At 49.7% G+C, this 19,694-nt stretch carries 22 protein-coding genes and 1 other annotated feature; of the genes, 2 read left to right on the plus strand and 20 right to left on the minus strand.

Annotated elements, in window-relative coordinates; all coding sequences use genetic code 11:
• Window positions 1-31: 31 nt before the first annotated feature.
• From nadA to KNP93_RS01780, 3 genes are read right to left on the minus strand one after another with little or no spacing between them, the layout of a single operon-like run.
• Window positions 32-1,129 (minus strand): quinolinate synthase NadA, encoded by a 1,098-nt coding sequence (nadA, locus tag KNP93_RS01770; RefSeq protein WP_131502719.1) that lies wholly within the window; start codon window positions 1,127-1,129, stop codon window positions 32-34.
• Window positions 1,119-1,961 (minus strand): carboxylating nicotinate-nucleotide diphosphorylase, encoded by an 843-nt coding sequence (gene nadC, locus KNP93_RS01775; RefSeq protein ID WP_214852819.1) that lies wholly within the window; start codon window positions 1,959-1,961, stop codon window positions 1,119-1,121. The genes nadA and nadC overlap by 11 nt, the downstream gene beginning before the upstream one ends.
• Entirely contained in the window at window positions 1,930-3,360 is a 1,431-nt protein-coding gene (locus KNP93_RS01780; protein ID WP_214852821.1) for an L-aspartate oxidase, read from the minus strand. The genes nadC and KNP93_RS01780 overlap by 32 nt, the downstream gene beginning before the upstream one ends.
• A gap of 97 nt (window positions 3,361-3,457) precedes the next feature.
• Here KNP93_RS01780 and KNP93_RS01785 point away from each other — a divergent pair, with 97 nt between their 5' ends.
• Together KNP93_RS01785 and KNP93_RS01790 are read left to right on the plus strand one after the other, a co-directional pair.
• Entirely contained in the window at window positions 3,458-4,561 is a 1,104-nt protein-coding gene (locus KNP93_RS01785; RefSeq protein ID WP_131972433.1) for a cysteine desulfurase family protein, read from the plus strand.
• An 8-nt stretch (window positions 4,562-4,569) separates the two neighbouring features.
• On the plus strand, window positions 4,570-5,112 hold the full coding sequence (locus tag KNP93_RS01790; protein ID WP_131972432.1) for a transcription repressor NadR: 543 nt from the start codon (window positions 4,570-4,572) through the stop codon (window positions 5,110-5,112).
• Window positions 5,113-5,198: 86 nt separating this feature from the next.
• Here KNP93_RS01790 and KNP93_RS01795 read toward each other — a convergent pair whose 3' ends face one another.
• From KNP93_RS01795 to KNP93_RS01875, 17 genes are all read right to left on the minus strand, one after another.
• Window positions 5,199-6,482, minus strand: a complete 1,284-nt coding sequence (locus KNP93_RS01795) for a hemolysin family protein (protein ID WP_131502724.1) — start codon at window positions 6,480-6,482, stop codon at window positions 5,199-5,201.
• Between the two features lie 41 nt (window positions 6,483-6,523).
• The gene (gene obgE / locus KNP93_RS01800) at window positions 6,524-7,819 is read right to left on the minus strand and encodes a GTPase ObgE (RefSeq protein WP_026827820.1); all 1,296 of its coding nucleotides are present in this window, start codon (window positions 7,817-7,819) and stop codon (window positions 6,524-6,526) included.
• Between the two features lie 15 nt (window positions 7,820-7,834).
• Window positions 7,835-8,320 (minus strand): Spo0B domain-containing protein, encoded by a 486-nt coding sequence (locus KNP93_RS01805; RefSeq protein WP_131502725.1) that lies wholly within the window; start codon window positions 8,318-8,320, stop codon window positions 7,835-7,837.
• Window positions 8,321-8,390: 70 nt separating this feature from the next.
• On the minus strand, window positions 8,391-8,669 hold the full coding sequence (gene rpmA / locus KNP93_RS01810; RefSeq protein WP_012370976.1) for a 50S ribosomal protein L27: 279 nt from the start codon (window positions 8,667-8,669) through the stop codon (window positions 8,391-8,393).
• A 14-nt stretch (window positions 8,670-8,683) separates the two neighbouring features.
• Window positions 8,684-9,022, minus strand: coding sequence for a ribosomal-processing cysteine protease Prp (locus KNP93_RS01815; RefSeq protein WP_026827819.1), 339 nt, complete (start codon window positions 9,020-9,022; stop codon window positions 8,684-8,686).
• 3 nt (window positions 9,023-9,025) lie between these two features.
• Window positions 9,026-9,334 (minus strand): 50S ribosomal protein L21, encoded by a 309-nt coding sequence (rplU, locus tag KNP93_RS01820; RefSeq protein WP_012370978.1) that lies wholly within the window; start codon window positions 9,332-9,334, stop codon window positions 9,026-9,028.
• Window positions 9,335-9,349: 15 nt separating this feature from the next.
• Window positions 9,350-9,420: a sequence feature (ribosomal protein L21 leader region), on the minus strand.
• Window positions 9,421-9,497: 77 nt separating this feature from the next.
• Window positions 9,498-10,835 carry a ribonuclease E/G gene (locus tag KNP93_RS01825; protein WP_214852824.1) on the minus strand — a complete coding sequence of 446 codons (1,338 nt, stop codon included), beginning with the start codon at window positions 10,833-10,835 and terminating at the stop codon, window positions 9,498-9,500.
• A gap of 63 nt (window positions 10,836-10,898) precedes the next feature.
• Window positions 10,899-11,702, minus strand: coding sequence for a septum site-determining protein MinD (minD, locus tag KNP93_RS01830; RefSeq protein ID WP_188005451.1), 804 nt, complete (start codon window positions 11,700-11,702; stop codon window positions 10,899-10,901).
• A 50-nt stretch (window positions 11,703-11,752) separates the two neighbouring features.
• Window positions 11,753-12,427 carry a septum site-determining protein MinC gene (locus KNP93_RS01835; RefSeq protein WP_131502727.1) on the minus strand — a complete coding sequence of 225 codons (675 nt, stop codon included), beginning with the start codon at window positions 12,425-12,427 and terminating at the stop codon, window positions 11,753-11,755.
• Window positions 12,428-12,430: 3 nt separating this feature from the next.
• Entirely contained in the window at window positions 12,431-12,934 is a 504-nt protein-coding gene (gene mreD, locus KNP93_RS01840) for a rod shape-determining protein MreD (RefSeq protein ID WP_131502728.1), read from the minus strand.
• Window positions 12,927-13,811, minus strand: a complete 885-nt coding sequence (gene mreC / locus KNP93_RS01845; protein ID WP_131502729.1) for a rod shape-determining protein MreC — start codon at window positions 13,809-13,811, stop codon at window positions 12,927-12,929. The genes mreD and mreC overlap by 8 nt, the downstream gene beginning before the upstream one ends.
• A gap of 14 nt (window positions 13,812-13,825) precedes the next feature.
• Entirely contained in the window at window positions 13,826-14,860 is a 1,035-nt protein-coding gene (locus KNP93_RS01850; RefSeq protein WP_012370984.1) for a rod shape-determining protein, read from the minus strand.
• 161 nt (window positions 14,861-15,021) lie between these two features.
• The gene (gene radC, locus KNP93_RS01855; RefSeq protein ID WP_214853450.1) at window positions 15,022-15,654 is read right to left on the minus strand and encodes a RadC family protein; all 633 of its coding nucleotides are present in this window, start codon (window positions 15,652-15,654) and stop codon (window positions 15,022-15,024) included.
• Between the two features lie 47 nt (window positions 15,655-15,701).
• On the minus strand, window positions 15,702-16,280 hold the full coding sequence (locus tag KNP93_RS01860; RefSeq protein WP_131972924.1) for a Maf family protein: 579 nt from the start codon (window positions 16,278-16,280) through the stop codon (window positions 15,702-15,704).
• 107 nt (window positions 16,281-16,387) lie between these two features.
• Complete coding sequence (locus KNP93_RS01865; RefSeq protein WP_131502730.1) at window positions 16,388-17,119, minus strand: hypothetical protein; 732 nt, start codon at window positions 17,117-17,119, stop codon at window positions 16,388-16,390.
• Window positions 17,116-18,861, minus strand: a complete 1,746-nt coding sequence (locus KNP93_RS01870; protein ID WP_214852826.1) for a type IV pilus biogenesis protein PilM — start codon at window positions 18,859-18,861, stop codon at window positions 17,116-17,118. The genes KNP93_RS01865 and KNP93_RS01870 overlap by 4 nt, the downstream gene beginning before the upstream one ends.
• A gap of 18 nt (window positions 18,862-18,879) precedes the next feature.
• Window positions 18,880-19,638 (minus strand): prepilin peptidase, encoded by a 759-nt coding sequence (locus KNP93_RS01875; RefSeq protein WP_214852829.1) that lies wholly within the window; start codon window positions 19,636-19,638, stop codon window positions 18,880-18,882.
• Between the last annotated feature and the right edge of the window lie 56 nt (window positions 19,639-19,694).

The following is a 19,694-nucleotide window of genomic DNA, read 5'->3' on the forward strand; positions in this document are numbered from 1 at the left end:
ATTGTTCGAGTCCGCTTTACTTTTCGTACTGTTACGAGCGTTCCAGCATCCGTTCGAGTGCGAGGACTGCATAGCGTGTCGTTTCCGGATCGACGGTGATGACATTGACCGGCTGACCGGATTCAATTTGTTCGAGTGACCAGGCGAGGTGCGGTAAATCAATCCGGTTCATCGTCAGACACGGACACATGAATGGATTTAAGGACACGATGTCGAGTTCCGGATAATCTTTTGCCAGCCGTTGGACTAAGTTCATTTCTGTCCCGATGGCCCACTTCGTTCCCGGTTCCGCCTGTCTGATTTGATCAATGATATACGCTGTCGAACCATTCAAATCTGACGCTGCGACGACTTCAAAGGAACATTCCGGGTGAACAAGAATTTTCCGTTCGGGATCTGCTTTACGGAACTGCTCAATCTGTTCGACCGTGAACTTCTCATGAACAGAACAATGTCCCTTCCACAGTACGACCCGGATGTCCTCATCCGCTCCGTCAAACACCAACTGATCGGCAATCGGATCCCAGACAGCCATCTGTTCGAGCGGAATTCCCAAGGCATGCGCCGTATTCCGTCCGAGATGTTGATCGGGCAGGAAGAAGAGGATGTCGCGTTCAGCAAGTGCCCACTCGACCATTCGAACTGCATTCGAGGAAGTAACGGTTGCTCCGCCGTGACGACCGACAAACGCTTTGATTTCAGCTGTTGAATTGACATACGTCAACGGGAGAATCGATCGCCCCAACCGGTTCGTCAACACGCCATATGCCCGTTCCGTCTGAAAGCCGTTCGCCATATCAGCCATTGAACAGCCGGCCCGCATATCCGGCAAGACGACCGTATGCTGTTGATCCGTCAGCATATCCGCCGTCTCTGCCATGAAATGAACACCGCAAAAAACTGTATAGTCGGCATCCGTCATCTGTTTCGCCACTTGCGCGAGTTGGAGTGAATCTCCTGTTGCATCCGCAAACTGAACGACCTCATCTTTTTGATAATGATGCGCGGGTAAAAATAGTCTTGATCCCATCCGCAGTTTGACCCCTTCGATGATTGCCACTAATTCTGCATCTGTTTTTTTTAAGTATGTTCTCGGAATCCCTTGCTCTGTAAATAAATTAAGACTCATCTTTTTTTCCTCCCGCAATTTTCATACTGATGTCTAACGCCGGTGCCGAATGGGTCAATGCACCAATTGAGATATAATCCGCTCCGCACTCACCATATGCCGGTAACGTATCCAGTGTGATTCCGCCTGATACTTCGACCGTAATCGTTCGCGGAATCCATGACCGGAACAACTTGATCTCTTCCGGTGTCCGGTTGTCGAGCATGATGATATCGACACCGGCTGCGACTGCTTCCTTGACCTCTTCACTTGTCTCGACCTCCACCTCAATCGGTGTCGTGTGACCGACTTGTGCCTTCGCCCGACTGACGGCAGCTGTAATTGAACCGGCGACGGTGATGTGATTATCTTTGATCATGACGGCATCATCGAGTCGACCGCGGTGATTAAATCCGCCCCCGATCCGAACTGCATGTTTTTCAAGCATCCGGAGACCCGGTGTTGTTTTCCGTGTATCGGCAATCCGGACTTTCCCACCGACAAGATTTACTGCCTGGTGCGTCAAGGTCGCGATTCCCGACGTTCGTTGTATGAGATTTAAAGCGACCCGCTCTCCCGTCAGAATCGCCTGCAGGCGACCGGACCATTTCGCGACCACTTGTCCTCGGGAAATCGGTTGTCCGTCCCGGACGATCGTTTCGTGTTCGACTTCGAGCAGTCGGGCTAATTCGCCCAATACAGCTTCACCGCAAAAAATACCGGACTCTTTCGCCATGAATTGACCGGTTCCTTGTTCATCGCCAATCAGACATACTTCACTCGTCACGTCCTGATGACCGATATCCTCCACTAAAAAATCTTCAAGTTGTCGTCGTAGGTACCATCTGTTCATGTGGTTGTTCTCCTTTTAATCGTTGAATTGCTCCTTCAAGTAACAGCTTTGCCGTCATCCGATGCAGACGCCTCAGTTCAGCGTCCCGTCCGGATCCTTGTTCATCCGGTTGATGTTGGAAGGTTTCCAGCGTTTGTTTAAGCAGGCGTTCATCGAGCTGAACGCTTAACGCTTCTGCCCAGGAGGAATCGAGTGGTTCCGGCTCTCTCTCCTGTACGATCTCTATGTCCGGTAACGGCTGGCGTGTCGGCAACTGAAGCCGTAATGCCAATTCCTTGCCCATTACGAAACATTCGAGCAGCGAGTTTGAGGCCAATCGATTTTTTCCATGCAATCCTGTTGATGCCGTCTCACCAACTGCATACAGTCCCGGAACGGTCGTCCGCCCGAGACGGTCTGTTTTAATCCCGCCCATTAAAAAGTGAACACCGGTCATCACTTCAACGATACCAGGTGATATGTTCAACGTTTCACATTTCTTAACAAACGTCGGAAAGCGTCGGTGCAATTGTTCGACAGACGTCGTATTGAGATAAACCGGTTCTTGTTCGCGTACTGTCGTGATGCGCCTTGCGACTTCATCCCGGGCGGCCAAGTCTCCTTGCGGATGATCCGCCATCACACGGCGACCGTCTGTTGTCATCAAATACGCACCCGCTCCGCGTAATGCCTCCGTAATCAAGCCTTGACTGACACCGTCGTGAAGAAGCACGGTCGGATGATGCTGGATGTACCCTAAATCGGATAGACGTGCTCCGACCTGCGCTGCGAGTGCCAGACCGTCACCCGTCAGGTCCGGTTCGTTCGTCGAAGCCGTGAACAAGCCGCCGATTCCGCCTGTCGCCAGGATGACAGCCCGAGCAGAAAAGACGACCGGCGTTTGACCGCGATACCCGCGTGCGCCGACGACCTGTTGTCTGTTCATCAACAATTCCGTAATGACGGTATCCTCGATGACAGGATGATCCAATTGCTGAAGCAGTTGTGTCATCATTCGTTCACCTGTCCGGTCTCCTCCAATGTGAAAAATACGGGGTCTTGAGTGCGCCCCTTCCTGACCTAAGGCATATTCGCCCGTCACTTCACGGTCAAACACGACACCAAATGCTTCAAGTTCTTGAATGACCTGCCTGCCGGTCGCGGTGATAAATGAAATCATCGTTTCATCTGTCCGTCCCTTCGCGGCCTGCTCCGTGTCAACTTGATGACTGAAATGGTTCTCCTCCAGATATGCCGACGCAATCCCGCCTTGTGCCCGCATCGAATTCGTTTCCGCCTTCGTCCCTTTTGAGACAAGGATAACCTTCAAGTGAGACGGGAGATGCAGGGCAGCTGAAACGGCTGCTAATCCTGTGCCGATGATTAAGACATCAACTTCCTCTACATTATGTAAAGACATATGATAAACACCTCTATACTTAAATATTTACTATTGACTAGACAATAAGTTTGGCATATTTTTAGCTGAGTGACAAGACGAAAGGATACGATAATGAATGATTTATTTAGATCACGCGGCAACGACCCCCATGCACCCGGACGCCCTTGAACAGTATCGATACACGGCAGAACATGCATATGGCAACAGTTCGTCGCTTCATGACACGGGAGATACCGCCCTCCGATTGTTAGAGCAGGCACGGAATAAATTAATGGAATGGCTTGGTGTGACCGAAGGAACAATTGTCTTTACGGGGAGCGGATCTGAAGCCAACTACATCGCTTTAAGTCATCTCCTCCGTCAAACCAATAAGACAACTGTCTTGACACTTAAATCGGAACACGATTCTGTCTTGTTACCCTTGAAACGGTGGCAGCATGACTGGCAGGCAATCGATTTACAAACGACTGGCGAATTCGATTGGGCGTTGTTCGAAAAAGCGTGTACGGAAGAAATCGGCGTCGTTTCAATCCAACACGTCAATTCAGAAACAGGTTTTATCTTTCCGGTTTCTGACATCGCTGCCTTTTGCCGAAAAAAAGGCATTTTGTTTCACTGCGACGGGATTCAAGGTTTTTTGAAAGATCCGGTTGATTTAACGGACGTCGAGGCCTATACCATCAGCAGCCACAAGGTCTATGGACCGAAAGGACTCGGAGCCGTCTATTTGCGACGTCCCCTGTTCAGCCCCTATTATGAGGCGCACCATGAGTTCGGAATTCGTCCCGGAACTGTCGACGTCCCCGGCATCGCTGCTTTCCTGATGGCGTGTCATCGTTATCTTGAGGAAAATCAGCAGATCCAGGCATCGAGCAAAAGATTTCGTGGTATGCTAAAAAAAAGACTTCCAGCTGCTTATTACCAAATCATTGAATCACCTCAACAACTCAATTCGATTTGTGCCATTCATACGAAACAACGGGATGGTCAATTCGTCCTCCTCGCCCTAAATCGTGCCGGAATTGCCGTCTCGGCGGGAAGTGCTTGTCGTGCAGGTGAGAATGGACCCAACTCGACTTTACGTGCGATTGGTTTTGATGAAGCAGCGGCTCACGGATTGATTCGACTCAGTTTCGGTCGGATGACGACAGCCGAGGAAGTAGAGCGATGTATCGATGTCCTTTGTTCTTTGGAGGAATCAGATGAACTAGAAAGGTAGGAATGGTCATGGGAAGAAGACAGTCCGGAGAAGAACGCCGGCAAGAGTTACTAGAGATGATTCAGCAAAGCGATCGGCCCGTTACAGGTACGAAGTTAGCGAAACAGGCAGGTGTCAGCCGCCAAGTCATCGTACAGGACTTATCATTACTAAAAGCAAAGGGACATCCTGTCGTCGCGACGGCCCGGGGATATTTATTAAATCACCCCGAGCTTGACGGATCCCGCCATATCAAAAAAGTCGTCTGTCGGCATGGTCTTGATCAATTGAAGGCGGAGTGTGATGCCGTCGTTGACGAAGGTGTCATCATCCGCGATGTCATCGTTGAGCATCCCGTCTATGGATTTTTGACCGGGGAATTGATGCTGAAAAGCCGCCGGGATGTCCGAGCATTGATTGAACAACTTGAAGAAACGCAGGCAACGCCTTTATCTACTTTGACGGACGGCGTTCATATTCATACGCTCGAAGCCGATAACGAAGAAGCTTTACAAGCCGCAATCGACGCCCTTGACCGGTTAGGGATTCTTGTTTCAGAGCTCGATGTCTAATTTTGTATACTTCTTGATCTGTAGATCTTGTCATCACAAAAAAGGTCCATCCCGTTAAACGGAATGGACCTTTTTTGTGATTGGGATCAGACGGTTGGATCATCCGTCCCTTCTGATGATTCATTTTGCGAGAAAACAGCTGAGACGGTTTGAACACGCCGGTTTTCGACATGCAGGACGGTTAAGGTCACCGGTCCATACACCATCTGAGTCCCCACTTCCGGAATATGACCGACATCTTCCATGATCCATCCTCCAAGTGACTGGGCTTCTGTTTCCGGCATCGCCAAGTCAAATTGATGACAGAAATCTTCAATGTCGTACTCCGCCAGACATTCATAGCGGTTAGGACTGACTTGTTTCGTATATTCGAGTGACTCATCATGTTCATCCCAAATCTCTCCGACCAGTTCCTCGAGAATGTCCTCGAGTGTAATCAAACCGGCTGTACCGCCAAACTCATCCAGTACAACAGCCATATGTGACTGTTTGACTTTTAGTTCCGGCAACAAATCGATGATATGGGTTTGCGGAACAACAAATGAGACCGGACGAATCAATTCACGAATCTCGACACGTCCGTGCTTGACGAATTCCCGTAAAAAGTCACGTTCTGATAAAACGCCGATGATATGATCAATCGAATCTTTATAGACCGGCAATCGCGAGAATCCGCCTTTTTGCACTTCACGTAAAATTTCATCAAAACCGGCATCAATGTCAATCGCTTGAATATTCGTTCGCGGTGTCAGTGCCTCTTCGACCGTGACATTCTTGAAGTCAACCGCCCGGTGCACGATTTCCGCCCCTGCTTCGTCCATGACACCCTCTTCTTCACTGATATCGACCAGAGCCCGTAATTCCTGTTCGGTGACGAGCGGTCCTTTCGGATCAGCCCCGATCAGCAGTAACGCAACCTGTCGCAATTTCAGAAACAAGAAGATGGCCGGCTTAAACAGAAGTAGACAGACATGCAGCGGACCACTAATCCAAAACACATAGGTTTCCGCATGTTCCCGCGCATAGGATTTAGGAATAAGCTCCCCAAATAACAAAATGAGCAGAAACGTCAGGAAGACAATACTGATTCGAACCAATAGATCCGTTGATACCGTCATCGTCAACCATCCACCAATCATCGCTACACCCAAATTGGACAGGGTGTTCCCGATTAAGATGGCTGTCAGCGTTTCCTCATACCGTTGCAACAGACGGAGTGCCTGGGTCGCACGGCGGCTTCCTTCTTCCGACTGATGCAAAATCCGTAACCGATTCGCGCTCGACAACGCGGTTTCGGACGATGAGAAAAATGCCGAGACGACAAGCAAGACGAAAAACCAGATGATCTGAATCGCGGGAAGTGGGTCCACGATGCTCTCACACTCCATTTCTCAAATGAACTTGTTTTTTCTTAGAACGAAGACTCGATGAATTCGAATTCGAAGTCGCGGATTCGAACGACGTCGCCGTCAATCGCACCCATCTTACGAAGTTCTTCGTCGACACCCATTTGACGCAACGTCCGGGCAAAGCGTTTGATTGACTCTTCACGCATGAAGTTTGTCATCGTGAACAGCTTCTCGATCCGTGGCCCTTTGATGACGAAGCAATCATCTTCATCTTTCGAAACCGTAAATCCGGCTTCCGGTGCTTCATATCCGTAAACGACACGTGGTGTCGCTGTTTTTTCTTCCAGTTCTTCGAGACCGAATTCAGGCGTCGCGTCAACAAGATCAGCAATACGGAATAAGAGGTCACGTAATCCTTGACGTGTTGCTGCCGAGATGGCAAACACTTCAAGACCCGGGAACGCTTCTTTGAACGCTTCGAGATTCGCTTCCGCATCCGGCATATCCATTTTGTTTGCGACAACGACTTGTGGTCGTTCTGTCAGACGAAGGTTGTAGTCCGCAAGCTCTTTATTGATGATATTGTAATCTTCAATCGGATCGCGTCCTTCCATACCACTCATATCGATGACATGAACAATGACTTTTGTCCGCTCGACGTGACGGAGGAACTGGTGACCAAGACCCACACCTTCGCTTGCGCCTTCAATCAGACCCGGTAAATCGGCCATGACGAAGCTGCGGCTGTCTTCCGTTTCGACGACACCGATGTTCGGTGTAATCGTCGTGAAGTGATACGCCCCAATTTTCGGACGCGCTGCTGAGACGATTGACAGCATCGTTGATTTCCCGACACTCGGGAAGCCGACGAGTCCGACATCTGCGAGCATTTTCAATTCGAGTTTCAAGTACTTCTCTTCACCCGGTTCACCATTCTCCGCGTGTTCCGGAGCTGGGTTTGCCGGTGTTGCGAAACGTGAGTTCCCGCGTCCGCCGCGTCCACCTTTAGCAACGATTGCCTGTTGTCCGTGATGGACAAGGTCAGCGATGACTGCATCCGTGTCATCATCATAGACGACAGTGCCGGGTGGAACTTTGACGACGAGGTGCTCGGCTTTACGTCCGTGCATCCCTTTCGACATTCCGTTTTCACCTTGAACGGCTTTAAAGTGACGTTTGTAACGGAAGTCCATCAACGTCCGGAGTCCTTCATCCACTTCGAGAACGACGTGAGCACCATGTCCACCATCTCCTCCGGCTGGACCGCCGTCTGGAACATATTTCTCGCGACGGAACGCCACTTGCCCGCGTCCTCCATCTCCTGCTTTTACATAAATATTTACCTGATCGACAAACATGTCAGATTCCTCCTATTACTTTTCTTCCTCTGCAGGAAGACTTTCGATTTCAATCACACACTCATACTCCGTCTGTGACTCGATCTCCATCGGCGTCACTAGATCTTTAAGGCGCGACATATCTAGTAGATCCCGATAGATCTCGATGGTCACGCCCTCATGGAAGGTCACGGATACTTCTCCATTCCCCACTTCTATCATGTCAAGCGCAGCTTCAAGAATAGACGCTACACGTGCATCCTCGATCTGCTTTGGTGTTTCGATTACATCATATTCGACAGTTAGGCCTGTCCAATCTGCTCGTTGCAGTGCGAGTGCCGTTTTCGGTAGTCCGATCAGGGAAAGTCGTCCTTCTCGTGACGCTTGTTCCCGATACATGGAACAAATCGATTCAACAGCCGCCTCGTCACCCATCGCGCTATATGAACGAACAAGTTGTAATCGATTCAACCATTCGTGACGAAGTGACTTCAAAAGATCCAGTACCTGCTCATCCTTCATCAGTCCGTTCCCTCCTAAAAAAAACAGACCCTAACCCCTGAGAGTGGCTAGAGTCTGCTTCATCGATCACTTATGCTGGGTAAACGCTGACTTGTTTTTTGTCGCGTCCGAGACGTTCGAAACGAACGACACCAGTTGCAGTTGCGAAAAGTGTATCATCGCCACCACGTCCGACGTTCATACCTGGGTGAATCTTCGTACCGCGTTGGCGGTAGAGGATTGAACCAGCAGAAACAGTTTGACCGTCTGCACGTTTCGCCCCAAGGCGTTTCGATTGCGAGTCACGACCGTTCTTTGTCGAACCTACCCCTTTTTTCGATGCGAAGAACTGAAGATTAAGTTTCAACATGTGGAATCCACCTCCTATATTTGTTCAAGTTGGATAAACTCACCGTAACTTTCAGCGATAGTTCCAAGCTGGACCAACATCGCTTCCAGTAACAATTGGGTGCGTTCACTGACATCCGGTGCTAAGTCAGCATACGGTTCTACATAAAAGTAGCCACCTTCTTGTTGTTCTGCCATTTCAAGGAGCAGGACCTGCCCGAGCAGTGATTCGATGGCATTGTATGCCCCGAAGATCACACTTGATGTGCCGGCACAGACTAAATCCAAACCAGGCTCAGCGAACTCGGCATGTCCTGTCACTTCGATGGAACGGATTAACTCCGCTTCATCTCGTCGAATCTTGACACGTATCATGGCTTACGCTTCGATTTTCTCGATGCGGACCTTCGTGTAAGGTTGACGGTGACCTTGCTTACGACGGTAGTTCTTTTTAGCTTTCATTTTGAAGACTGTGATCTTTTTCGCGCGAGCGTGTTTGATGACCGTTGCTACGACCTTCGCACCTTCTACGAGTGGAGCGCCGACTTTAACATCGTCACCACCAAGGATCAAGACTTCGCCGAATTCTACTGTGCTGTCGACGTCTGCGTTTAATTTCTCAACGTAGATCTCTTGGCCAGCTTCGACTTTAACTTGTTTACCACCAGTTTTAATAATTGCGTACATTACGTGCACCTCCTCTTAGGAACTCAGACTCGCCATCACGGGCAGCGGATGCTTTAAAGACCCGGTCTGTGCGGTTGTAGTCATTTGGGTGCTTCCAAACGAACTAACGTTATTCAGAATACCAAATGAAGTTGACTATTGTCAATAACGTTCTGCCGGATTCTCAATGTCTTTTGACAAAATCGTCACAGTCGGCTTTCGTACCGGTAAACAGAATGCCCGGTTCACCTTCTATCAGAAGTAATTCAAGAGGAATTTCGGCGAGAAGCAACGGACTGAGCAGAGCGAGCGGAGCGCGAACGACCGCTGCTTCCGCGTGTATCGCGAGTTCCATCAACCGTGGCTCGAGTTGACGGTGGATGGCGACCCGGGACAACTGACCATGATCCCGTGACCGCTCGAACAAGGACTTCCCATGTCGCTGACGTGTCAGTTCACATAAACCCATTTTCGTAAAACCGTATACTTCGATCTGTTTCGATTCGTGCGCTGCCCGTTCCTTCAACAGTTGTGTCACCCGTGTCTGTCCTTTACTGGATCCCCTCAAAAAATCGACGGCAATCATCCCGCTGATATTTCGCAGACGGAGCTGACGCATGATTTCAACCGCTGCTGCTTCATTGATTTGATCAAACGTCCGTTTTTGTTCCTTGACGGAAACCGTCTTGCCGCTGTTGACATCAATCACGGTCATCGTTTCGACTTCTTCAATCAGCAGGTAAGCCCCGCCGTCGAGCCACACGACCCGGTCCAGCGCCTTCTCAATCGTCCGGTCCACCTGTTCCATAATCGGCAGGCGGCCTTTGATGACGGGACGTTCGACCTGAAACCCCATCTGCTCCAGGCGCTCTTTCTCCATTCTGTTCGTGACGAGTGCCTCTGTGACATGACTCAACCGCTTCGCCTCTTGAATGATCAACGGCTCATCCTGTTCAAGTGTCGTCTGCTGTAACATATGTTGATGACGTGCACGAAGTTGCTTCAATTCCGCCATCAATACCTCGACTTCGGCTTGCGCCGCTTCTGTCCGGTATAAAATCCCTTCCTCTTCCGCCACCGGAATCACTTTAGCCAGTTGCTGTTGGACGACCAAATCCAGCTTCCGGCTGAAACGCACACGGCGTCCGTACGGGAAATAGACGAGGAATCGTCCGCCATACGTGATGTTTTGTGTCACTTTATGCTGTTTCGGGGCTGCCCCTTCTTTTACGACCTGTACGAGTACGGTCTGACCGACTTGAACAGCTTGCCCGATCGTCGGAACTTCCGGATAACGGCGTAACGTCTCCAGCGTTTCATTGATCGGTAAATAAAGCGGCGTCCCGTCCGTCGCAATCAAAAATGCCGCTTCAAGCGTCGGGTGCAGGCGGTCAACTTTCGCATGCAACAAGGTACCGACCCGAAGTTCATCCCGCATCCGTTCGTGGTATTCAACGACCCGCCCCCCTTCGACCAACGCTACCCGTTCCAGGGACGGAGTCTGTTCACTAATCCATTTCATCTTCATTCCTCCATGAAAAATAGACTAGAAGCATAAAACCCTTCTAGTCTATTTTTCCCCATCTTATTTCATGCCAAGCATTTTTTTCAGTTTCACGAAAAATCCTTTTTGCGGCTGTTCCATGATGTCGAGTAACGGAACCGATTCGCCGAGAATCCGTCGTGTGATGTTCCGGTAGCCGAGACCAGCCCGGTTATCCGGATTCATCGTTACCGGTACGCCCCGGTGAGACGCCGCGATGACTTCTTCGTCATCGACGATCAAACCAAGCAGATCGATCGACAAGATACGCATGATTTCGTCGATATCGAGCATATCTCCAGCCGCCATCATATGCGAGCGGACACGGTTAACGACGAGCTTCGGCACGATTTGACGCTCCGAACGCTCCAGCATCCCGATGATCCGGTCTGCATCCTGAACCGCAGCTTTTTCCGGTGTCGTGACAATAATGGCTTCGTCTGCACCGGCAATCGCATTCATGAATCCTTGCTCGATTCCTGCCGGGCAGTCAATCAAAACAAAGTCATACTCTAATTTTAATGAGTCAATGATGCCTTTTACCTGTTCCGGTGTGACGGATGATTTATCCTTAGACTGAGCAGCAGGTAACAGATACATCTCTTCAAAACGTTTATCACGGACGAGGGCTTGATGCAGTTTACATTGTCCGGTCACGACGTCAACGATATTATAGATACTCCGGTTGTCGAGGCCAAGTACGATATCCAGATTCCGAAGACCGATATCTGTATCGACGAGACAAACCGAATTCCCCATCAGCGCAAGTGCTGTCCCGATGTTTGCAGTTGTCGTCGTCTTACCGACTCCACCTTTACCAGATGTGACGACGATGGCACGTCCCACATGCGTTTTCGCATCTTTATGTACCTGTTCTTTCACTTGTTCCATATCTGTCACCCTCTTTCACTATCAATCGCAAATTGATCCATCCGCGCAAGCGGAACGGTTTGAAGACGAGAAAATTCGACTCCTGTTTCCCCTACAAAAGCACAACCCATTTCTAACGCCTTGATCGGCGCATCATCCGGATCTTCATGTACGAAGTCGGAAATCGAAATCCATTTCGGTTGCAGGATACTTGCCGCAATGACAGCCTGCTCGTTCCCGCCTTTTCCTGCATGAACCGTTCCCCGTAACGCCCCCAGACAATAAATACTGCCGGTTGCGTGAACGACGGCTCCCGGATTGATGTCGCCAATGACGACGATCGATCCTTCAACATCTACGACATGCCCACTGCGGGCCGTGCCGCCAAAGTAATGAAACGTTCGGTCCCCGTAAAGAGCTTTTGCTTCATCCTTCGTCAGACACTCGCTGTCGTACCCATTAAACGAAAATGAATCATGACGCGCAACGATGGATTCGACAGCCGTCACAACGCCTTCGTCGACGTAACGGCGACCGAAGAAGAAAGTAATCGGAACGGCGCGTCCGTTCTCGACGGATTTGTCGGCAAGCGTCAATTCTAAATCGTCAAGAAATTCATCCACACTGCACCTTTCATTTACATAGACGGCGAGGCCACCACGATGGCCCTTCATCGTTACATAACGCTTACGCTCAATCATGACTCATCCTCTTTTCTCATCAAATGTGGATTGCACCAGTCGCGTCATCGGATAATACAGCATGATGATCCCAATCAACTGAGCAATGAGACTCCTTGGAATGATTTGTGTCGCGAGTTCCTTGAAGGGAACACCGACTCCTACGACCGAAGCCGTGAAGAAATAAATATCCAGTTCAAACAAAATAGCGCTGAACGTAAAGGTGACGATAATCGTTAATACGTTCTCCTTTACATATTTTAGCACGAAGCTACTAAAAAGCGGAATGGCAGATAGCGCAAATAAATAAATTCCGATGATATCCGAATAGACGAAATCATATAACAGACCGAACAGCAGTCCAAAACCAAGCGCTTGCTCAATTTTTCCATAACGCCCTAAAAACATCAACGCGATCAACGTAACATGAATGACGTAAGGAGAGCCGTCTCCAAGCGGACCTGCGAACAACGTTCCTTCCAAGATAAAAAGAAGGAACACGGCGAAAAACAACTTGATGTTATTCACTAGTGTCCCCTCCCTTGTCGGTCTCAGCGAAAGGTTCCTTCGCTTCGCGTTGAATCACAAAAACGTGACCAAACTGTTCGAAGTCTGCTGCCGGTTTGACGTATGCGATTTTCGAAGCACCGTATTGATCCGATTTCACTTGTTCGATCTTTCCGACCACGATACCACTCGGATACTTACCACCGAGTCCGGATGTCGTAACAGTCTGACCTTTTTTCAGTTTGGCGTCGTTCGGAATCTTCGTGAATTTCAAGAGATTCGTCTCTTCATCAAATCCTTCGATCGTACCGAAGACACTTTTTCCTTTCGTATCGTCCGCAACTGCTGAGACATTGTTCGTCCGGCTCGTATCTGATAACAATTGAACGAGTGATGTGTAGGCACTTGTCTGAATGACACGGCCAATTAAACCATCTGCTGTCACGACGGCCATATTGGCTTTGACACCTTGTTCTTTTCCGATATTGACCGTGACGAAGCGTTGCCATTCGGATGACGTTCGACCGATCATTTCTGCCGGCAATAACGTATAATCCCGAATCGATCCTTTTAGCTTCAACATGTCTTTTAATTCATTGTTCTCACGTTCCAAATCGCGGACTTTGACGGAATTTCCGGCATAGTCGCCCAGTCGTGATTTTAAATACTCATTTTCCTTATACACATCGCGCACTTCTTTAACCGAAGTGACCGTATCATCAATCCAGCCAATCGGTGTCGCAAAAAGACGTTGGCCAACCCCGACGGTATCGCGGACAAAACTTTGATACCAGTGGGTCTGGTTACGTCCTTGGAGCGAAATTCCGATTAAAATCACCAAAAGGAGAAAACTAAGGAGTGTGATGAGCAGTTTTCGATTATTTAAAAATCGCTTCATCGCTCATCCCGTCCTTATCTTTTTTGTGAGATGCCTGATTTCGAACGTAACACATTCATCATCTCCAATGATTTACCTGTACCGATTGCGACACAATCAAGCGCGTTTTCCGCAACGAGTGTCAAGATGCGTGTTTCATCTTCAATCACGGCATCCAAGTTTTTCAGAAGGGCGCCGCCGCCTGTCAAGACAATTCCGCGGTCCATGACGTCTGCTGATAATTCCGGCGGTGTTTGTTCAAGCGTGTGTTTGACACCGGCTAAAATTGCATCGACCGTATCTGATAACGCATCACAAATTTCTGCGCTTGTGACTTCGATTTGTTTCGGAAGTCCCGTCACGAGATCACGTCCACGAATTTCCATCGTCTCGTTTTCCGACTCTTCATCAATCCGGGCATAACCGATCGTCATTTTCAACGTTTCAGCCGTCCGTTCACCGATCATCAGGTTGTATTTCGATTTGATGTAACGAATGATTGACTCGTCCATCTCGTCTCCACCGACACGAATCGATTGGCTTGTCACGATACCGCCAAGTGAAATGACCGCGACTTCCGTCGTTCCGCCACCGATATCGACGACCATTGATCCTGTTGGTTCAGAAACCGGGAGACCTGCTCCGATTGCTGCTGCAAACGGTTCTTCAATCGTATAGGCTTCACGTGCACCAGCAAGTTTCGCCGCGTCTTCGACCGCACGTTTTTCAACGGACGTAATCCCGCTCGGTACACAAATCATGACGTTTGTTTTAGAAGAAAATAATCCTTTTTTCTTTGTTGCTTGATCCATGAAGTATTTGATCATCGTAGCCGTTGTTTCATAATCGGCGATAACCCCATCTTTCATCGGGCGTCGTGCCGTCACGTTTCCCGGTGTCCGTCCAATCATGTTTTTTGCTGCGTTACCTACTGCTTCAATCTTGCCTGTATCGGTACGGAATGCGACGACAGAAGGTTCGCGCACGACGATTCCTTGCCCCTTCACATAAACGAGCGTATTTGCCGTACCTAAGTCAATGCCGATTTCACGGCTAAATGATCCAAACATTATTCAAAAAACCCCTCTCTGAGAATACACTTCACTAATTATAACGGAAAAGCCTTCCTTGGAAAGCGTTAAAACGTTACAGCTTGTTTACAGTTCAATGGTTGTTACAAAACTAAAAACGCCTGAGGTCAGGAAGCACAGTTCCCCCTCAGACGTTATTCTTACATAAATCCCCGCTGTTTCATACTAATAAATTGTCCATGCCCGATGACGAGGTGATCGATGCAACTGATTCCGATCAATCTGCCCGCTTCGACCATTCGTTCCGAGACTTCGATATCTTCCCGGCTCGGCGTCGGATCGCCGGACGGATGATTATGGACAGCAATGAAGCTTGCCGCCGAACAACGGATGGCCTCCCGAAATATGTCGCGCGGGTGAACAATCGATGTATTGAGCCCTCCGATAAACAGCGTCTTCTTCGAGATGACCTCATTTTTTGTATTCAAGTACAGGCAGATGAAGTGTTCCTGCTGATAGAGCCGCATCTCTTCCATCAATAATTCGGCGGCATCATCGGGTGAGTGGACGACCGGACGGACCCATTTCGGTTCCGTGACAAGCCGCCGCCCGAGTTCAAGTCCCGCCATGATTTGAAGCGCCTTTGCTTTGCCGACGCCCGGTGCCTTTTCCAGTCCCCCGACACCTGCCGCTTCCAGTTCAATTAGCGACGGATAAATGTCGAGTAAATCTTCAGCAATTTCAAGCGGGCTCCGGTTCCGTGTCCCGCTGCGGACGAGACATGCCAATAACTCCACCGTCGTCGCCTGTGCCAAACCCTTTAACTGAATCATATCCTTTGGCCATTCAATCACTTCATCCGACCTTTCTGTTCATGAAATTACGCGAACATCGGCTTGATTCCAAATGTTTCGAGACGACGGCTGATTGGATTGATCGGTAAACCGACGACATTATAATAGTCGCCGTCAATCGCTTCGACGAATAGACCACCTTTTCCCTGAATCCCGTATCCGCCTGCCTTGTCATACGGTTCCTCTGTCGCAACATAAGCCAGCATCCAGCTTTCCGGGATATCGCAGAATCGGACCGTCGTCGTAATCGTAAACGTCTCCTCCCGTTCATCCTGTAAAAGCGTTACACCGGTCACGACCTCATGTGTCCGTCCGGATAACCGTCGTAACATCTCGAGAGCAGCCGCTTGATCGACCGGTTTTTCAAGAATGTGCCGATCCAGGGCGACAACCGTATCTGCTGCCAGGACGATTTCACCGGACTTCGCCACGGTCCGGGCTTTTTTCCGTGATAAATACATCACGTACTCGTCAGCTGACATCGGATACGGGGCTTCCTCCAACACATCGGCCGGTCGTATCATATGGGGCACACCGATCTGCCGTAACAGTTCGGTCCGTCTCGGAGAGGCCGAAGCCAGAATCAATGAGTGTTGCGTTATCATCAGTATCACGCTCTTTTCCTTCTTTTTCGACCAGTCTTACTGGAATCAACTTTCAGTATAACGAAAAACAAGTGCCGCTCCGAGTCAGAGCAACACTTGCTTTGGGGTTAATTACCTGTAACATCGACAAACGGATCCGATTTCGGGGTCGTCTCCTGAAGCGGCGTCTGTTTATCCGGAATCAACTTGGTTAAATCCGGACGGTAGTAACTTTCGATTTCCACTGTAAAGGACATCATTTCGTCTTCAAGGACAATCGTCTGGCTCCCTGGACCCGGTTCATCCGGACCGGTCAACTGGATTTGGCGTAAAATCGTAATCCGGTCCGTCCGTTCGATTTGTTTAAGAAAAGCCATCAGTTCGAGATAGGACGGGGCTTCGACCGTCAAAGAAGCAGGCAGTGCCGTCGCCGTTGTGGTCGCAACCGGTGTCTCTGCCGTTGCCGCAGCTTCCGTCTCGGATTCCGTCGCCATTGCACCGTCCACGGCAGGCGTTGACTGGACCGGCGATGCAGGAGCTGCTTCCGTTCCGGTTGCGCCAAACGTGATGGCTTGGACTTTCACACCGGCAATTTGACTGGCCGCATTGATCGCATCAATCACATCATCATTCGCCGGTACGACCGGCACCTGTTTTTGGAGGAAGCTGGATTCAGCAACATCGACTTTCTGTTCATTCGCTTTTGCCGCTTCAAGCGCCATCTGTTCCCGTTCAAGCGTTGCTTCGGTTTGCTGTAATTCCTGATACGTCGTGTACGTCGTATAACCGAAGTAGCCGAGCCCCCCGACAATCAAGACAATCGTCAAGGCAAGAAGAATGAGACCGCTGTATCGTTTCAATTTTCTTCCACCTCCTCTACTTCAGTCGAAACCGGTTCGTCCGCTTCTGTGCCGGTCGTCGGTGGTTCCACCGTTTCCGTCGCATCCGCTCCCGGGTCGACCACGGCATCCGTCGTTGCATCTTCCTTCGGCGCATCGGGATCCGCCTGGTTCGTTTCCCCTTTGATGACTTCTGCCGGGACAACCGTCAGACCAAATTGCCCGATATAGCGGGGTTCTTCCGTCTCCGTCTCGTCCGTCGGCGTAATGGTCGTCGTCGGAATCTCTTCGCCGGTCGTCGGATCAATCGTCGTCGATGTGACGACTTCCGCTTCTTCATTCATCGTTTTCGTCGTGACATTCGTTAACGTCACTCCGGTAAAGGCCGTATCCGTCAACAATTGACGGTAAAAACCGTTTAACTCATCTAACGTCTCAAACTGGGCATTCATCGTCACAAGATGGTCGGCTCCATAGGCAAACTGGAGAATATAGCCGCGTTCCGGCAGATACCGCGTAATCCGTTCCAAAGCCGGCACAGCCGGACGTGGTGTCGCTTCCAGTCCGTCGACGGTTTGCTTGAGCTGCGCAACTTCTTGTTTGGCCGACTGAGCCGATTCCGATTGCAACGTCCGGACGATTTGGATCTGATTGTTTGCCGTCTCGAGCCGGTCAGCAAATTGATCGGTCTGCCAGTACAGATATCCGCCTACCATCCCGCCGAGTAGCAGCAGGATCAGCGAGGCAATCAACGGAAACTTTGGCGCGACATCACTGTCCGGCAATAAATTAATCCGGTCTTTATGGACTGTCGCTAAACCGACGAGAGGTAAGTACGCTTTTGGAATCGGCTGCCCCGCTACATCGAGTACATCCGGAACTTGTTCCAACCGGACGTCAAAGTTCGTTTCGAACCGGCGCACCAGTTCCTCTTGAAACGGAAAATCTCCCGTCAGCATGACACGGCTGATTTCCCGCCCGTCACGCGCTAACGAAAAACGATAGAAATCAAGCACACGTGAAAATTCCAGTAACATCTCTTCCAGGATGAATTCGACGTTGGCATCATCTGATTGATAGCGGTAATGCAACCGGTCCTCGATGACATCGACTTCCCAGGCATTCGCGACAAACATATCGACCGAACGAATCAGACGCGGGACTTTGTCTTCGATGATGATCAACTGATGATTCGTCGCATTGACATTCCAAATCAATAGATTGCTGTCGGCTTCGACTTCATACAGCGAATCGAGACCAAAAAATGTCGCCAGTGGTTGCGGTTCCGCTGCCACGAGGCGGATATGTTTTTTCCGGAACAGTTCCATGTATTGTTTTAACGCTTCGTTTGGTGCTGCATACAACATGATTTCCCGTTTACCGTCTTCTTCGAGCAACGTGTAATCAAAATAAGGTTCTTCAAACGGTAAGACGATACTGTGTCCCAGTTCCATGAACAAATAACCGCGAATCTGATTGGTTTCGACGGTCTCCGGAATTTCAAGTTTCCGTGCCAGGACGAGTGATCCGTCAATCGCGAGGACCGCTTGCGAACCGCGGGGAACCTTCAACTTCGCAAGTAAGCTGTCAAAAATCATATCGAGCGATGCTTCCGGTTGGAGCCATCCCCCCTGAAGGGTTCCCGGAGGTAAGGAAACGACACCCCGCCGCTTAATGACCCCCTTTTTGACGACCGCTCCAAAAATCCCGACATCTGTGAAATTAAAGTAGATATATGTACCTCTGCGCCGAGCTTGCGCCATATGTATATTCTTCCTTTCCTAGAGGAACAGATCGAGATAAAGCTTCACCCAATCGTCCGCGAAATAATATGTCAGTAACGTGCCTACGGCAATCGAGGGGACAAACGGAATCGGTTGTTTTCGTTCAACGCGTTTTAAGCCGAGTAAACCCAGTCCGACAATCGATCCGACGAAGGCGGAAACGAACAAGGCGATGACGACGTGTAACGGACCTAAAAAAATCCCGAGCACACCAAACAACTTGACGTCCCCTGCTCCCATCCCTTGTCGTGACGCAAGAAAGATCACGAACAATAGAAAGAATCCGACGAATCCGCCAATAATTGGATTATACCAGTTCTCGAGGGGAGAAAGGTAGCGAACAATCAGACTAATCGGTAAAAAGAATAATAAGATTTTGTTCGGAATCAACATGTAGGCAAGGTCCGACATGACGAGAATACTGAGCAGGATCGTCAACAAAATCGACAGGACGAATTGCATCGACCAACCGAATTGATAAAAGGCATAGGCGTACATAATACCACCAAGCAGTTCAAGTGCCGGATACTTGATCGAAATCGGCAACTGACACGTCCGGCATTTCCCACGCAATACCAAATACCCGATGACTGGAGTCAGCTCAAGCGGACCAAGGACATGCCCACAGTTCGGACAATGCGAGCGCGGACGGACTATTGATTCCCCGACCGGGACCCGTAAGCCGACGACGTTCGTAAAGGATGTCACGAGCATCCCAATCAGGAAAAAGTAAATGGTAAAGACGACTGTCATCATACAGTTCCCTCCTTAAAAAAGTTCAGAAAAAAACCCCCGAGATGGGGGCTCTCAAC

Origin of the sequence: Exiguobacterium sp. s166 (genome assembly GCF_018618855.1) — a bacterium.
Lineage (GTDB): Bacteria > Bacillota > Bacilli > Exiguobacteriales > Exiguobacteriaceae > Exiguobacterium_A.

What these genes read in the sequence shown, in the direction of transcription:
- nadA (WP_131502719.1), bottom strand. Translation starts at nt 1,129, where the DNA reads ATGAGTCTTAATTTATTTACAGAGCAAGGGATTCCGAGAACATACTTA.
- nadC (WP_214852819.1), bottom strand. Translation starts at nt 1,961, where the DNA reads ATGAACAGATGGTACCTACGACGACAACTTGAAGATTTTTTAGTGGAG.
- KNP93_RS01780 (WP_214852821.1), bottom strand. Translation starts at nt 3,360, where the DNA reads ATGTCTTTACATAATGTAGAGGAAGTTGATGTCTTAATCATCGGCACA.
- KNP93_RS01785 (WP_131972433.1), top strand. Translation starts at nt 3,458, where the DNA reads ATGATTTATTTAGATCACGCGGCAACGACCCCCATGCACCCGGACGCC.
- KNP93_RS01790 (WP_131972432.1), top strand. Translation starts at nt 4,570, where the DNA reads ATGGGAAGAAGACAGTCCGGAGAAGAACGCCGGCAAGAGTTACTAGAG.
- obgE (WP_026827820.1), bottom strand. Translation starts at nt 7,819, where the DNA reads ATGTTTGTCGATCAGGTAAATATTTATGTAAAAGCAGGAGATGGAGGA.
- KNP93_RS01805 (WP_131502725.1), bottom strand. Translation starts at nt 8,320, where the DNA reads ATGAAGGATGAGCAGGTACTGGATCTTTTGAAGTCACTTCGTCACGAA.
- rpmA (WP_012370976.1), bottom strand. Translation starts at nt 8,669, where the DNA reads ATGTTGAAACTTAATCTTCAGTTCTTCGCATCGAAAAAAGGGGTAGGT.
- KNP93_RS01815 (WP_026827819.1), bottom strand. Translation starts at nt 9,022, where the DNA reads ATGATACGTGTCAAGATTCGACGAGATGAAGCGGAGTTAATCCGTTCC.
- rplU (WP_012370978.1), bottom strand. Translation starts at nt 9,334, where the DNA reads ATGTACGCAATTATTAAAACTGGTGGTAAACAAGTTAAAGTCGAAGCT.
- KNP93_RS01825 (WP_214852824.1), bottom strand. Translation starts at nt 10,835, where the DNA reads ATGAAATGGATTAGTGAACAGACTCCGTCCCTGGAACGGGTAGCGTTG.
- KNP93_RS01835 (WP_131502727.1), bottom strand. Translation starts at nt 12,427, where the DNA reads ATGATTGAGCGTAAGCGTTATGTAACGATGAAGGGCCATCGTGGTGGC.
- mreC (WP_131502729.1), bottom strand. Translation starts at nt 13,811, where the DNA reads ATGAAGCGATTTTTAAATAATCGAAAACTGCTCATCACACTCCTTAGT.
- KNP93_RS01850 (WP_012370984.1), bottom strand. Translation starts at nt 14,860, where the DNA reads ATGTTTGGATCATTTAGCCGTGAAATCGGCATTGACTTAGGTACGGCA.
- radC (WP_214853450.1), bottom strand. Translation starts at nt 15,654, where the DNA reads ATGATTCAGTTAAAGGGTTTGGCACAGGCGACGACGGTGGAGTTATTG.
- KNP93_RS01860 (WP_131972924.1), bottom strand. Translation starts at nt 16,280, where the DNA reads ATGATAACGCAACACTCATTGATTCTGGCTTCGGCCTCTCCGAGACGG.
- KNP93_RS01870 (WP_214852826.1), bottom strand. Translation starts at nt 18,861, where the DNA reads ATGGCGCAAGCTCGGCGCAGAGGTACATATATCTACTTTAATTTCACA.
- KNP93_RS01875 (WP_214852829.1), bottom strand. Translation starts at nt 19,638, where the DNA reads ATGATGACAGTCGTCTTTACCATTTACTTTTTCCTGATTGGGATGCTC.